Below are 14,469 nucleotides of genomic sequence, written 5' to 3'. Positions count from 1 at the left end.
CATCGAAACTACATCCCTTGTTTCTTTGGGTCAAAGGTTTCTGTTGCCTTGGCCGACGGCCCACGGCGGTCGTCAATCACCACTCGGCGCCCCGATACACGGTGAACCCGATATTGATGCCTTGTTACATTCGCGCTATCGTATTGCTCGATCCATGACCCGGGCCGGCCAGCCGAATGGAGCCGATATGACCGTCAGCGCCGACCTTCACCCCACCGGCGATACCCGGCCCCGGCCGGGCAGTTCCGTCCGCGGCGACAGCACCGCCGGACCCGACGCCCGGCCCGGCACCGCGGAGCTCGCCGACTGCCGGACCTCGGTGGTCCGGGCATACCACCGGGTACTCACCGACGAGGCCGCGAGCCTGCCACATTCGCAGCCGGCACCCGAGCTGGCCCGGCTCCACGATTCGGCCGCCGACTGGATCCGCCGCGGCGGCACCGCCGAAGCGTTCCACCGCGTCGTCCGAGGAGCGGTCGACGACTGTTTCGCCGATCTCCTCGCCGACGCGCAATCCGGTCCGGCGATAGAGCTGCTGCCCGCAATCCGCCGATTCGTCCACGCCCACGAGGCCGTGGCACAGGCGGTGTCCACCGGCCTCACCGGACCCCTGCCGAACGGCACGGACGGCCCCGCGCCGGCACTGCGCTCGCTGGCCACTGCCGTGGCACAGGGCCGCACCGAGGCGCTCCCACCCGGCGCCCGGATCAGCGAAACGTATACGGTGCTCGCGCTCACCCTCCACACCACCTGTTGCGCCGACTGCCGCGCCGGCGCAGGCGATACGGCATTCCAGGGTTCCGCCGCATACGGTGCCGTGCACCGTATGCGGCCGGTTCTCGCCCGCGATCCGTCGATCCTGGCCGCCCTCGGCGTGCACGGCGGTACGCTGCTGGTTCCCGCCGATTCCGCGGACGTCACCGAAGTGGTGGCAGATCTGGCCGCGGCGGCCCAGGTGCCGCTCCTGGCGACCACCGCCCCGGCACCGCGCACGGCAACAGCGGCCGTGGCCGATACCGCGCACGAACTGCTCGATCTCGCTCAGCGGCTGCGGTACGGTCCGGGTCTCTACCGGTTCGGTGATCTCGCCCTCGAATACCAGCTCACCCGGCCGGGACCTGCCCGCACCCGGTTGGCGGCCCGGGTCGCTCGCCTCTACGACCATCCGGAGCTACTCGATACGCTGCTGCTGTACATCCGCAACCGCCTGCGCCGGCAGGCGACCGCGCAGATGCTCCAATTGCATCGCAACACTGTCGATTACCGGCTTCGGCGCATTCAGGAACTCACCGGCTGCGATCCGGTGCAGCAGACCGGACTGTGGTATCTGCAGTCCGCCCTCATCGCGCACAGTTACGAACACGGCAGCGCCGTACCCGCCGCCGAGCCCCCGGCGGCCCGTATCTGCGCCGCGTCGACGACTGCGGCGGGCGGCTGCCCCGGTGCGGATTCGCCGCGGGAAGACAGTCCTACAGCGAGGTGATGCCGGATGCCGGTCGACGACAACGCGTGCACGCGGGCAGCCCCCGGCGCCCATCGCCGCGGCACGGCCGCCTGGTACGCGTCCTCCGGCTCCGGAACAGAGAAGCGCACACTGGCCGCCACTCTGCTCACGGGGTCCAGCCCGGCGAGGGCGGCGCGGGCGGCCGGGGTCGTTGTTGCCGGCTCCTACCATGTTCTGGCGGTCGATATACCGCCCCCCGCGCCGGCGCTCGGTCGCGAGCCCGCGGCCGCGCACAGCGAAGGATGCCGGATCACGCCCGGAGAGCTCGCCGAATTCTTCTCCCCGGAGGCACTGGCGCACTGGACCACCGACGGCACCACGGTTCTGATTCCCGCCCACGCCGGCACCGGCAGCGATCTCGATGCCTCCGTCGACCGCGTGGTGCAGGCGGTGGGTGCGCCGGTGGTCACCGCAATCGCGGAAGCGTCACCGGCCGGTATTCCGACAGCCGCCGAACAGGTCTGGGCGATCGTCGATGTGGTCCGCCGCCTGCGGCTGACGGCCGGGCTCTACCGCTTCGACGATCTCGCACTCGAATACCAGCTCACCCGGCCGGGGCCGGGGCGGGATCAGCTCGCGTCCTTACTGGATCCGCTCGACGTGCACCCGGAGCTGACCCGCACGCTGCACACCCATATCGCCAACAATCTCAATCGGCAGCGGACCGCCCGCGCATTACATATCCACCCCAATACGGTGGATTACCGTCTCAAGCGGATCGGTGAGCTGACCGGCCTGGACGCCAATGAGGCACCGGGACTGTGGTATCTGCGGTCGGCCCTGGTGGTCCGGGGATACACAACCGGAACCGAATAGGCCCGGGCCGCGCCGGTGACATTCGCGGTGCGACGCCCGCTCACACCGGTTCCGGGTCGGGAACAGGTGCGGCCGTATCGTCGGGCAGCGCGGAGTCCGCCCGCCGGGCCCGGCGTTTATCGTTGAATCGGGTGAACTGGACGGCGAGCTCGAACAGTATCGTGAGTGCTCCCGCGAGCGCGAGCATGGACAGCGGGTCCTGCGGAGTTACTACCGCCGCGAAGACAAAGAGCCCGAAGATGATTCCGCGACGCCAGGCCGCCAAACGCCGGTATTCCAGCACGCCGATCAGGTTGAGTCCGACGATGAGCAGCGGGGTCTCGAAACTGACGCCGAAGATCACCAGGAGCTGAATCATGAAGCCGAAGTATTCGGCGCCGCTCAGCGCCGTGATCTGTGCATTGTCGCCGATGGCGAGCAGAAAGCCCAGGGCGTGCGCCACCACCAGATATGCCAGCACCGCACCGGAGGCGAACAGCGCGCTGCCGGCGGCGGTGAAACCGACCGAATATCTGCGTTCGGCGGTACGCAGGGCGGGGGTGATGAACGCCCACAGCTGGTACAGCCAGACCGGCGCGGCCAGTACGACCCCCGCGGTGATCGCGACCTTCAGGCGCAGGACGAACTGTTCGAACGGCCCGGTGGCCAGCAGCCGGCAGCTGCCGTCCGGTGTGATCGCCGCCCGTACCTCCGGCGGCAGCGAACAATACGGTTCGCGTAGCGTATCGCCGAGACTGGGCATACCGAATACTGTGTGGCTGTACCAGTAGAAACCCAGCAGGGTGGTCACCGCGACGACCGCGAGTGATTTCAGCAGCCGGCTGCGCAGTTCGTGCAGATGCTCGACCAGCGGCATGGTGGCGTCCGGATCCGTCCGCCGCCGGCCGCGGCGGAGCGCGTCGAAAATTCCCATTACCTCGCCTCGGATAGTGCTGTGTCACGCAGGGGCGCCCACGGCGAATCACCGGGGTGCCGCCGGAATCTCCGGCGGCACCCCGGCCCGGTATGACACCGGAACGCTCAGGCCCGCAGCGAATCCCGCAACATCGGTTTCGCCTCCGCTACCCGGTCGGCGCTATCGGCCGCGGACAGTTGCCGGACCGGCATATCGCCGGATTCGGCCGGATCCGAATCCGGTTTGTCGTGCATTTCCTGTACTTCGGTCTTGAAGATCCGCATCGAGCGTCCCAGGCTGCGGGCCGCGTCCGGTAAGCGTTTCGCGCCGAAGAAGAGGGCGAATACCAGGACAATTATCAGCCAGTGTGCAGGACTCATCGCGCCCATGGCTGCCTCCGATCATTGTGGACGGATGGTCCGGCCGGCCCGGCGAGGGGACCCGGGGCGGCCGGACCTGAACTGCGCGTATGGACTACCGCGGGAAATCCAGGATGTTGCGCTGACCGGCCGCATACCGGCGCGCATCGAGGGCACGGGCCCCCTCGAACTCCCGGAGCGTGGGGTGCTTCCACAGCTGCGCCTTCTCCGCGTCCGAGCCGGACGCGTCCAGGATGGCGTTCGCCGCGTACCGACCCCCCTCGCAGGCGCCTTCCATCGTCGCGAGGTCGACCTCGGTCTTCAGGTAGTCGCCGGCCAGGAAGAAGTTCGGGATCTTGGTCGGGCCGGTGGGACGGTTCTCCCAGGAGCTCTTCGTGTTGATCATCAGGTAGTCCTCGTTGGTTCCCTTGCCCGCGGCCGGATCCCAGCGGTACCCGGGATCGAGGAACCACGAGTGCAGATCCCGGTCCGTCAGATCGGGGACCAATGGCTCGCCCTGCTGCGAGGTCGTGATCTGATGCCAGACCTCCCTGGCGATTTCCTCCGGACTGCACTCCATGGCCGGCTTGCGCACCTTCTGCCCCGGCACCTCCCAGTCCGAGATGCACAGTGACAGGCAATCTTTGGCATTGCCATCGCCGTACGTGTCGGCAAACTTGTCGACCCAGAACTGGCCCTGCTGGATACCGGTGAGCCGCCAGGGCGAGTCGATCCAGCCGATATGGCCCGGGGCGATCGGCCGATCGGTCTTCAGATAGAACTGGATACCGTTCATCCAGTCGACCTCCAGCGATTTGATCCGCTCCAGGTCGGGATCCAGCTCCAGGATCTCCGGGCTCAGGAATTGCGGCACCTGCTCCGGAGCGAAGGCCATCACGTACCAATCGGCCTCGATATCGCTGTCGCCGGATTCGGTGGTCGCCTTCACCGACTTGATCTGCCCGTCGGCGACTTCCAGTGATTTGATATCGGTCCCCATCTGGAACTTCACTCCCTGGCCCTCCAGATAGGCCAGCCACGGGTCGAACCACCGCTCGTTGGTCGGCCCGTTCAGCACCTGGTCCGGGAAACGTCCGTCGGTGCGATGCAGGATGGCGGCCAGGAACCCTTCGGCCTGGTTGCAGATCGTCCGAGCGCTGGCCTTCTCTTCCTTGGCCGCCACCAGGGCACGGGTGACGGTGGAGATGAGCAGGCTATAGGTGGGGTTCGAGCCGTCCATCAACACGAAGTCTTTGAAGGAGGTGTGCTCCCACTGACCGAGCCGGCGCTCGTCGCTACTGGTGAAATAGACCAGCAGCGACCGCAGCAGGACGGTGAGATCGGGAATCGGCAGCTTCGGCAGCCAGATCATCCCGCCGAGCAGTGTCCGGAGGATCCGCTGCGGATTCGCCGCCAGCCCGATCGCGTTGAAGTCCAGCGCGAACGGAATGGTGATGTCGGGGGCGCCCTGCGCACCGGTCGCGGTGAGCGCCTCCGTGAGATTGTCCTGGACACCCCGCTCATTACCCTCGAAAGGGATTCGGCTCATGGTGTCGGGGATCGCGTAGTAATAGCCCGGGAAGAATCGGAAGCCGTGTTCGCCCGGCAGTGGTCTGCGGCCGCCCGCCACCGGCAACGGTGTGTCGATACTGCGCGCTTTACCACCCCAGGCACGTCGTTCGTACACGGTGACTTCGAACCCGCGCTCGACCAGTTCGTGTGCGGTGGTGAGGCCGGCGATACCGCCCCCCAGCACGGCTACTTTCTTCTTCGTGGGGGCTGCGTGGGCATTGGTGAGGCCTACCAAACCGCTGCTTGCCGCCGTCGCGGCAGCTACTGCGATCGAACCGGCCGCAGCACCTTTCACGAAACTACGGCGGGAGACTTCGGATTCGGCCATTGGATCACGTCCTTATTGGCATCAGGCTTCCGATCAGGTGGGCAACAATGTATCCAGCGTCGATACATACGGTCAACGAAAGATCAGCTCTTGATGCGATGTCACAGGTATCTGCAAATATTTTTCGCAACCGTCTGCCGAAGCATCCACCAGATCTCAACGGAGCTCAGGGAATTCATCATCAGGACCGGTTCCACAGTTGCCGGACCGGGACCGACGGGGTCGGATATGCGGCGGAGGCGACGACGCCGGCGGAAACGAATTATCCGGAGTGGCCGCGGGGTATCTCGCTCGGCGGCCCCGATCGGTGCCTGTTCCATTATTTCGAAACCGCCGAGCGAGAAAAGGCACCCGCCGCGCGTTACGGTGCCCGATCCGAACGGTACCGGCACTACCTGCGGCACACATCCTTTCGCGCACCGACCGGATAATCACCTACCGGGGGCCCGAGCCGCTACGGCAGCGTCACAATGATCGGGCGTTGCCCTACAACGGAAACCACCGGAACGACCGAGCCCTCCCCGGACGTCCGGGGGTACCGCCCACGGCGACAGGACCGAAACAAACGGAAACGGCGGCGGCCGGGGAACGAATTCCCGGACCGCCGCCGCACCGGCGAAACTGGTGTTACATCATCCCGGCAGGCACCACACACCGCCGGAAATGCTGGACAGCGCGCAGGACAGGGCCGACGACCCGGCATTGACGATGCTGGATCCGCCACCACCACCCGGCGCAGCGGCCGGCTCGGCGGCCTGGTCGACGACCGCCGCGGGCTCCAGCGCTATACCCGGAGCCGCCTGCGCCGGCACCACTCCGAATGCCAGGCCACCGAGCATCGCTCCGGCCGCACCCACTTTTGCAATAGCACGCATAAATCACTCAACCTTTCGCGCGGCTATCCGATGAAGACGTCCCGATCGTAACGCGGATATTTTCCGATCAGATATTGTTTGTGATCGTATATAACCCGATCGATCAGCTTTCTGGATATGAATTTCAACCCGCAGCGGACGGTCCCGAGCCATTTCGGTACGTTTCTTCCCAGGCCAGCACCGATACGACATAGGCCACAGAGTTGTTGTAGCGCAGAATCGCTCGCTCCCACTGCTCCCGATGGTCGAGCTCCGCGCCGCCGGCGCAGAGATATCGGCCGGCGGCCAGGGTCGCATCGAAGATATTCTGCGGATCCGTCACTCCGTCGCCGTTTCCGTCCGAGGCGTAGTAGCCCCATGTTTCCGGAATGAATTGCATCGGGCCCACGGCACGATCGTGGGTTGTGGAACCGTCCAGTAAACCGTCGTCGGTATCGGTGATTATTTCGTTTCCGTCCAGCGTCCCGTCCAGTACGGGTCCGTAAATGGGCTGAACCGGATTTCCCGCACCGTCGGCCAAGGCACCGAAAGCATGTCCCGATTCGATCCGGCCGATACCGGCGAGCAGGGTCCACGGCAGGCCACAGGCTGGGCTTTCGGCGCCGAGGACAACCGCACTGTTCCGGTATGCGGCCACCGCAACCGCCGGGATATCCCCGACCCCCGAAGCCGGGACGGAGACGACCGGCGGAGGTGGCGGCGGCGGGGCCGGTTTCGCTTCCTTCAGAGGTACGAAAACCGGTGGCGGCGGCCGGGGCACGGAGAGGCGAGGGGTAGGGCTCGGGTTCTCGGCCACCCCCTTCACGCCCCTGGCGAGATCCGACTCCGGCACGTCGGCCACCTCCTCCGGTGGGTGCGCGACAGCGAAAACGCCGGTGGGCAGCAGACCGGTCAGCGTTACCACCGAGATCCGGGGCAGCGCCCGCCGGCGCCGGCGCCGATGCCTGCCCATCAGTGCGCTCCCGCCCACCGGGAGACAGCGGCCGGGCCCGCCCTCTGATCTCGGCACAAAAATTTGTGTACCAGCATCATTCGCATCCCCATAGCGCGTGCCCTTTCATCGGAACCCCTCGACCGATTCGCCGATCACCACCGAATCCGATCCGGTGAGCGTCCGCTGGAACGCTTCCTGCGCCCGCCGGCCGTGCGCTGCCACACGTTCCGCACCGCCGGGCAGCCGGATCAGCCCCGAGCGGACCAGATTCACCGGTACCCGCAGCAGCGGATACCACGGCGGCATGTACGGCTGCAGACCGAGTCTGCGCATTGCCTTAGGGCCCAGCAGGGCGCCGGCGATCGAGAGGTGCTGAGCTCGGGCGATCCGGCGCCGCAGCTCCGGGAAGTTCCGGTAATGCCAGGTCAGCGGGTCGTCGGCCATGGGCACCGCCAGTTGCGGCGTTGTCTCGTCCGGGTCGGTGATGGCGGCGAGGGTGTGATACAGCACCCGGACCGCGTCGGTGAAGTCGACGGGAAGGAAGCTGTCCTGGACACCGATGAGCCGGCCCACATAGCGCACCAGATGCGCGGCGGCGTCCAGATCTCGCCGTGGCGCAATGATTCCCATCGGCACGGATCCGACTATCGGCGCGATCAAGGCACCGACCAGGGTCGCGGCCATATCTGTCTGATTGATGGGCAGTCCCCAGCTCTCGCCCTGCCAGTCCGGCATGGTCGCGACCCGGCGTCGTACCAGCGCGTGGATCAGGCGGACCTGAATCGTGGAACGGTAACCGAGACCGCCGGGCCGTAATCCGTTCTCGGCGGTGACGTCCAGCGCCCACTGGGCCGTTTCGGCGAACCGTTTGGCGGGGCCCTTCTCCAGCGCCCCGGTGCGGAGCAGTGTTTTGTTGAATCCGGAGGCCAGGTAGCCGCCGAGGAATGCGACATCGCGCGCGACATAGACCCCGTCGACTCCGCCCAGCCGGTAGACCCGCGCGCCCCGGCGCAACTGTTCCGGATCCAGCCAGTGCGGCGGTGATTCCACCCCGAGGAAGAAATCCCACAGCGGTGCGGGCGCATCGCGCATTTCCGTGATTCCGTGCCGGAGCGCCTGTTCGAACAGTGGCCAGGTAACGTCCAGTCCGTCGCGGTACATCCAGTCGACCACGGCGTCCATCGGCGGATCGCCGAGTGTCAGCGCCTCGCCGAGTTCCTGCCATTGCGCCGGGGTCGGGGCGGCGACGCCGAGTAGCGCGGCGAGGGCATGCAGCGCAGGTAGTTTGCGGGGTAGTTCGGGATGCCGGACGGGAATGATCACAGCCATATTCGGTCCTTGCGAATAGTCGACGGGCACAAGAGATCGTCGGCACGAATGTGCCGACGACGGCGGAATGAAAGTCGACCCCCCGAGGGTATGCACCAAGGATACCGATCCCGTTACATTGAGTCAATGTTCGAGTGTCCAGTCGGTCTACCGGCCGCGCTCTCACTGCCCGCGTGTCAAGGCATCCCGGAACAGGGGCCACGACCGGTACAGATCCTGCTCCCAATAACCCCACGAATGCGTACCGTTCGGACGCAGATCGAAAACGGCAGGAATTCCCAGTTCGTTCAACCGGTCTCGCAGCATATGAGCACAGTGGTTGGTGACCGCCTCCAGCACACCACCCACCACCGCCTGGTCCACGAGCTTGCCGACATCGCCCGCGATACCGGGACCCTGCAGGGTTTCCAGCGGCCCCGGCAGACCGGTCCCGGTCGAGACGTACACGGTGGTTCCGCGGAACTCTTCGGCGTGGAGATAGGGATCGTTGGCCGTCCACGCCGGGCTGGGCCACCTGCCCCACATATTGGACGCATCCCCGCCCCAGCGGCCGACCACCGCGCGGACCATCACCCGGCCCATGGGATCCGAGGTGCGAATACAGCCGCTGTAGGAGCCGATCGCCACATACCGGCCGGAGGCGGCCAGGGCCAGCTGGAACACCGAGGTCGCCGCCATCGATATACCGGCGGCCGCATTGACGCCGGTGCCGTTGAACTCCGCGTCGATCAGGGGCGGCAGTTCCCGGGTCAGAAAGGTCGTCCACTGCTGCCGGCCGAGCACCGGATCATCGCTCTGCCAGTCGGTGAAGTAACTGCCCGAACCGCCCAGCGGTATCACGACATTGACCTGTTCGCCGGCGAAGAACTCCCGGATATCGGTCTTCTGATGCCAGCTGCTGGCATCGTGCCCGCCGGCGGCCCCGTTCAGCAGGTACAGGGTCGGCGCCGCTTCGGCGGGATCACCGGCGCGCAGCACCTGCACCGAGAGGGTCGTGTTCATCGCCGCCGAGTACACCTGTACGTCGAGGAAACCGTCGGGTCCCGGCGCGGTATCGACGATCCGGGACTCCCCCGCGTCCGTCTCAGGAGCTGCCGAACCCGGCGCCGCGCCGGCGAACAGCACGATCAGCACACCCAGCATCGAGGCGATCCACCGAACTATCGTGCGCCCAGCGGCACCCGAGCGGTCCCGGCGCCGAGCGCGCGGTGACGAGGCGTAACCCTCGGTACGGGCACGGACCTCCTCGACTGCGCCCGTTCCGGATCTCTTCGTATTCGGCAGGTACCGGGTCATTGTCACTCCTTCGGGACGAATGCGCCGTTTCGCATGATCATGTGACGCCCATATCGAGAGTCAGAGTTGTTGTGCGCGCCCAGATTTCCGGCCACGGGCGCAGTACTCCGGTGCAGTGCGCGACGGTGACGAACCGGCTGATTCCGGGGAAGCCGAGCCGTTCATCGGCCTGCGCCACGGTGGCGGCCGTCCGGAAGTGCCCGCACAGCGTGTCCCGGCCTGCTGCCGAGCCCACGTACAGCACACTGCCGGTGCGGTCGGGTGGCCGTCCGAAGTACGCGTATCCGCGATTGGGGCTGTAGACCGGCGGCAGCTGCGCCCTCGCGAAGTATTCGAGCGCGGCGGCCTGCCAGTACGTATCGGTGATGATCACCGTGCGGTCCCGCACATCCGCCGGAAGTTCCCGGTATGCCCGCGTCACTGTCGCCGTCAGGTCCGGCAGGCCGCTGGTCCCGTGCATCCGCAAGCGCGCGTAAACCTGCGCGGCCGAATCACTGGGCCGATCCACCGCTCCCAGCGGAAGGACCACCACCACTGCCACCGCGATCGTGGTAGCCACGGCACCGCAACCGACCGCCAGACCGCGCCCCCGCCGTCCGGACCACGCCGCCAGAGCCACCGCGCCCGCCGCGAACAGTGCCGGTAGCAGCGCGGCCGTGTAATAGGGCCGGGTCGCGGTGACGACGGCGAAGCCCAGGGCCACCACCGCCGTCACCGCAACGAAGCGGTATTGCCGTAAGCCCGCATGGCGCAGGAAACCGAGGATCGCTGCCGTCAGGAGAACCGTTCCGAGAACACCCGATTGCAGCAACTGGTGCCCGAGCAGTGCTATCCGCCCTCCCGTCGCGGAATTCTGCTCGGCCCGGATCACCTCACCCATCGCCCACTGCGGCCACCCGTGCCGCGCCTGCCAGACGATCCCGGGCACTGCGCTCAGCGCGGCCACCGCACCCGCCGCCCACAACACCCGCGCGCGCCACAGGACCCGCGGCCCGGCGAGCGCGAATCCGGCGGCGAGCCCGGCCAGCACCACGAGTGCGAGCCATTTGATCTGCAGGTCCAGCGCGGCCACGGCGATTGCCCCGGCAATGAGCCGATTATCGCGGGTCCGGGTCCACCGCACTGCCAGGAATACCACCAGCGCCGAACAGGTGGCCTCGAGTGCGAACGTCGACAGGGCGGCGGCCTGGGACAGTGTGAACGGACAGGTCGCGTAGGCCAGCGCGGCCAGCACCTGCGCGTATGTGCCCCCGCCTAACTCACGGACCAGCGCGGCGGTCAGCACGACCGCGGCCACCGCCGCCAGGATCGCCGGGGTGCGCAGTACCACCGGCGATCCCGGGGCGACGAGATCGGCCGCGCGCGCCAGCACCGCGACGACCGGCCCCTGATCGGCGTAGCCGGCGGCGAGATGCCGGCCGGCTATCAGGAAATACAGTTCGTCTCCGAAATACGGGTAACGGTCCGCCCGCACCAGCCACAGCAGCCCCGCCGCGCCCGCCAGCAGGGACACCGGAATCACGGCGAACGGCGCCACATCGGTGTTCCGGCTGCTCGGCACGACCGGCACCGGGTCGACCTGCCGCACGGAACTCATCTCCGCGCCCTCGGAAGAGCGAGGATCACCATCGCCAGAGCAGCGGCCATCCCGGCAACGATCAACAAGGAGTCGACCAGTGCGGCAAGGTGATCGGAGGCCGCGGCCGATTCTTCCGGCCGGGCGAGCAGGATCACCGGTCCCAGCGCACCACCCAGTTGCTGCAGGGTGGGTACCGATCCCGACGCCGCACCGGTGTCGTCCGGATCGATCCCGGACATCAACAGGCCGGGTAACGGTGCCGCGAACCAGCCGAGGCCGATCCCCGCTACTGCCAGCGGCACGATCAGACCGGGTACGTCGATGCGTCCGGACCCCGGATCGATCAGCACGGCAACCGATACCGTGGCGAGCCCGAAGAGCACCGTGCCCGCAAGCAGGGCCACCGTGCCGATCCGGTGGATCAGCATCGGTGCAGAGAGTGCGCCGGCCACCGCACCGAGGGCACTCGGCAGCAGCAGCATTCCGGCCTGCTGTGCGCTGAAACCCACACCCAGCTGAGCGGTATTCGACACGGTCAGCGGAAGCCCGGCGAATATCGCCGAAAAACCCACCACTGCCACCGCGCCCAGCGCGAATTCCCGCCGGGCGAACAGCGCGACCGGGAACACCTGGGCGCGGCCGGTTCCGCGGCCACGGTGCACGAGCACCGGCAGCGCCACCGCCACGCATACCCCACCGAACGCCAGTTCGGGCACGGATCGCGGGCCCCCCAGCGGCAGTACGAGCGATAACAGCACCGCGACCACAGCGATCCCGAGTCCGGCCCCGACCGGATCGGACCGCCGGTCCGGCGCCGGCCGGTGCCGGGGCAGGAACCGTACGGCCACGGCGACCGCGACCAGTGCACACACCATCTCGGCCAGGAAGACCGAACGCCACCCCGTATTTCCGAGATCCGCGTCGACGAGGACCCCGCCCAGGACGGGGCCGGCGACGGCAACGGCCGCGGCGGTCGCGCTGTGGGCGGCGAACGCGGTGGTCCGGTGCCGCGGCCCGAACGAGGTCGTGATGACGGCCAGCGTCTGCGCCGCCACCAGCGCACCGCACAGTCCCTGCAGACAGCGCGCCGTCACCAGTTCCGCTCCCCCGCCGGCAGCGGCGCACCAGCCTGCACAGAGGGCATATCCCGTCATACCGGTCAGATAGATCCGTCTGCGGCCGAACCGGTCGCCGAAATGGGCCGCGGCCATGAGTGCACAGCCGAAGACCAGGCTGTATCCGGTAACCACGAGCACCTGCTGCGCCGCAGGTAAGTGCAGTGCGCGGCCGATGGCCGGTAGCGCCGCCGCCAGCATCGTCATATCCAGCACCTGCACCGCCACCGCGAACAGGCAGACGATCAACGGCCCCCGGAGTACGCGCTCGGAGCCGGTGGCAGCGCCGGATGCGGTCGGGGCGATCACGGCACCGCTTCCACGGCCAGGCCGTAATCTCCGGTGGAACAGACGGTATTCACCACCCGGCGAAGCGCCGACAGATACCGGTCGACCGATTCGCGGGCGCGGCCGTTGTCCGGGAACAGCAGGGTGATGCGGGTGGCGTCCGCGAACCGGTTCACCCAGATGTAGACCTCGCGCGGACTGATCGGGTTGGCGTAGATCCCACCGTTGACCGCGGTGAACATGGCGACGCCCGGAATCCGGCGGATATCCAGATACGACAGCATCGGCGTCGAGCAACCCGGCGCGGCACCGATATTCGGATCGTGCTCGGCGAGCTCGAGCACCCGGTGCAGCGAAATATCCGACAGCTGCCTGGCCTGGTCCATGGCCCGCTGCGCGGAACCCACCAGCGAAGCGAAGGTATCGGCCGCTCCGACCGGAAACGAGACGGGAACGAGGTTGGTGTACCAACCGACCGAAGCGGCCTCCCCCACCTCGTGCCGGGTGTTGACCGGAGTCAGTCCGAGATATCGGGGGCGGCCCACGAGTTCACGTTCCACACAGGCCGCCGCGGCGAGAATCCCGGCGAGGAAACGCCCGCCCTGATTCGCGCACAGTTCGTCGAATTCGACCGCCTGTGCTTCCGGGAGCAGGGTCACGGTCACCTGGGCGCCCCTGGTGTAGCCGCCCCGGACGACTCCGGTATCCAGTGGGAACGCCGGTATTTCACCGCCGTGCCGGTACAGGATGTTGCGCCATTCCCGGACGCCCGGCGAATGCGGGCCGAGTTGCCGGTTCACCCGCCGGTCGCGGTCGCAGTAGGCGATATGACCGGTGATCTCCGGTAGCGCGGCGGGACGGCCGGCGCATTCCGCGGAGTAGATCGTCAGCAGGTCGACGAAGGTGAGAGCCTGCGCGACACCGTCGGTGTGCAGATGGTCGATGGCCGCGTACACCGTGAAAGAGTCGGTGCGCTCGCTGATCCCGAAGGTGAAGCAGTCCCATTCGAGTGGGCCGGGGGTTTCGCGCTGGACATGCGACCGGATCGCGGCGCTGCCGGCAGTCGCGCCGTGCCGGACGGGCCGGAAATCGATGGTCCGCGGATCGATCCGGTGCCGCTCGAACGATCCATCCACCCGCGGAACGAAGTGGCAGGTGAACGTATCGTGGCGGCGCAAGAAAGCATTCACGGTGCGGGTCATGGCGCGATGGTCGGGTACGCCCGGCAGATCGAAGGCGATCATGCACAGCCGCGATGCGCGGAACCCCTGTCCGTCCTCACGGTATGCGGCGCGGAGGTAGACCTCCTGCTGATACGACGGCGGTGTGGGATGCGCCGGTGCCCGTCGCGCCGCTTCGCGCGAGTGCGGGGTCGCGGTCCAGGTGGTGAGCACACCGCCCGCCGGATCCCATTCTTCGAAGAAGCCGTAATTGACCACCGAATGCCTCGTTTCGTGCCGACTTGGGCCGGCCCGGCACCACGTGTCGTGCGCCGAGTCGGCCCGGGAACCGACGGCCGATCCGGCCGTCGCCGCGGCGTTCCGGACGCCGGAGCGCGCCGAAAACTCGGTGTTCCCCG

At 67.4% G+C, this 14,469-nt stretch carries 12 protein-coding genes; 2 read left to right on the top strand and 10 right to left on the bottom strand.

What is annotated here, in order from left to right; genetic code table 11:
• Positions 1-187: 187 nt before the first annotated feature.
• Positions 188-1,483: a PucR family transcriptional regulator gene (locus ON22_RS35090; RefSeq protein WP_156052233.1), complete on the top strand. Its 1,296-nt coding sequence runs from the start codon at positions 188-190 to the stop codon at positions 1,481-1,483.
• A gap of 6 nt (positions 1,484-1,489) precedes the next feature.
• A complete protein-coding gene (locus ON22_RS32445; RefSeq protein WP_051158372.1) occupies positions 1,490-2,320 on the top strand; it encodes a PucR family transcriptional regulator in 831 nt (276 codons plus the stop codon).
• Between the two features lie 40 nt (positions 2,321-2,360).
• Here the strand turns inward: ON22_RS32445 and tatC are convergent, their stop codons facing one another.
• The 10 genes from tatC to ON22_RS32390 all read right to left on the bottom strand — a co-directional run bounded on the left by tatC (position 2,361) and on the right by ON22_RS32390 (position 14,329).
• The gene (gene tatC / locus ON22_RS32440; protein WP_051158371.1) at positions 2,361-3,233 is read right to left on the bottom strand and encodes a twin-arginine translocase subunit TatC; all 873 of its coding nucleotides are present in this window, start codon (positions 3,231-3,233) and stop codon (positions 2,361-2,363) included.
• 107 nt (positions 3,234-3,340) lie between these two features.
• Positions 3,341-3,604, bottom strand: coding sequence for a Sec-independent protein translocase subunit TatA (tatA, locus tag ON22_RS32435; protein ID WP_033242764.1), 264 nt, complete (start codon positions 3,602-3,604; stop codon positions 3,341-3,343).
• A gap of 85 nt (positions 3,605-3,689) precedes the next feature.
• On the bottom strand, positions 3,690-5,474 hold the full coding sequence (locus ON22_RS32430) for a hydroxysqualene dehydroxylase (RefSeq protein ID WP_033242763.1): 1,785 nt from the start codon (positions 5,472-5,474) through the stop codon (positions 3,690-3,692).
• A 632-nt stretch (positions 5,475-6,106) separates the two neighbouring features.
• Positions 6,107-6,349 carry a hypothetical protein gene (locus ON22_RS32420; RefSeq protein WP_156052232.1) on the bottom strand — a complete coding sequence of 81 codons (243 nt, stop codon included), beginning with the start codon at positions 6,347-6,349 and terminating at the stop codon, positions 6,107-6,109.
• A 124-nt stretch (positions 6,350-6,473) separates the two neighbouring features.
• Entirely contained in the window at positions 6,474-7,301 is an 828-nt protein-coding gene (locus ON22_RS32415) for a lytic transglycosylase domain-containing protein (RefSeq protein ID WP_033242760.1), read from the bottom strand.
• Positions 7,302-7,406: 105 nt separating this feature from the next.
• Entirely contained in the window at positions 7,407-8,612 is a 1,206-nt protein-coding gene (locus tag ON22_RS32410) for an oxygenase MpaB family protein (protein WP_033242759.1), read from the bottom strand.
• 162 nt (positions 8,613-8,774) lie between these two features.
• Positions 8,775-9,755, bottom strand: coding sequence for an alpha/beta hydrolase (locus ON22_RS32405; RefSeq protein ID WP_051158370.1), 981 nt, complete (start codon positions 9,753-9,755; stop codon positions 8,775-8,777).
• Positions 9,756-9,945: 190 nt separating this feature from the next.
• Complete coding sequence (locus tag ON22_RS32400; protein WP_051158369.1) at positions 9,946-11,505, bottom strand: glycosyltransferase family 39 protein; 1,560 nt, start codon at positions 11,503-11,505, stop codon at positions 9,946-9,948.
• On the bottom strand, positions 11,502-12,911 hold the full coding sequence (locus ON22_RS32395; RefSeq protein WP_033242758.1) for an MFS transporter: 1,410 nt from the start codon (positions 12,909-12,911) through the stop codon (positions 11,502-11,504). Before ON22_RS32395 ends, ON22_RS32400 begins: the two co-directional genes overlap by 4 nt.
• Positions 12,908-14,329: a condensation domain-containing protein gene (locus ON22_RS32390; RefSeq protein ID WP_033242757.1), complete on the bottom strand. Its 1,422-nt coding sequence runs from the start codon at positions 14,327-14,329 to the stop codon at positions 12,908-12,910. The genes ON22_RS32395 and ON22_RS32390 overlap by 4 nt, the downstream gene beginning before the upstream one ends.
• Between the last annotated feature and the right edge of the window lie 140 nt (positions 14,330-14,469).

It is taken from the genome of Nocardia carnea NBRC 14403 (assembly GCF_000308515.1).
Classification (GTDB): Bacteria; Actinomycetota; Actinomycetes; order Mycobacteriales; family Mycobacteriaceae; genus Nocardia; species Nocardia carnea.
Note: the sequence above shows the minus strand (reverse complement) of the source record. Positions and strands in the feature narration are given on the sequence as shown.

Coding starts and splice junctions, on each gene's coding strand:
- ON22_RS35090 (WP_156052233.1), top strand. CDS start 188: ATGACCGTCAGCGCCGACCTTCACCCCACCGGCGATACCCGGCCCCGG.
- ON22_RS32445 (WP_051158372.1), top strand. CDS start 1,490: ATGCCGGTCGACGACAACGCGTGCACGCGGGCAGCCCCCGGCGCCCAT.
- tatC (WP_051158371.1), bottom strand. CDS start 3,233: ATGGGAATTTTCGACGCGCTCCGCCGCGGCCGGCGGCGGACGGATCCG.
- tatA (WP_033242764.1), bottom strand. CDS start 3,604: ATGGGCGCGATGAGTCCTGCACACTGGCTGATAATTGTCCTGGTATTC.
- ON22_RS32430 (WP_033242763.1), bottom strand. CDS start 5,474: ATGGCCGAATCCGAAGTCTCCCGCCGTAGTTTCGTGAAAGGTGCTGCG.
- ON22_RS32420 (WP_156052232.1), bottom strand. CDS start 6,349: ATGCGTGCTATTGCAAAAGTGGGTGCGGCCGGAGCGATGCTCGGTGGC.
- ON22_RS32415 (WP_033242760.1), bottom strand. CDS start 7,301: ATGGGCAGGCATCGGCGCCGGCGCCGGCGGGCGCTGCCCCGGATCTCG.
- ON22_RS32410 (WP_033242759.1), bottom strand. CDS start 8,612: ATGGCTGTGATCATTCCCGTCCGGCATCCCGAACTACCCCGCAAACTA.
- ON22_RS32405 (WP_051158370.1), bottom strand. CDS start 9,755: ATGCTGGGTGTGCTGATCGTGCTGTTCGCCGGCGCGGCGCCGGGTTCG.
- ON22_RS32400 (WP_051158369.1), bottom strand. CDS start 11,505: ATGAGTTCCGTGCGGCAGGTCGACCCGGTGCCGGTCGTGCCGAGCAGC.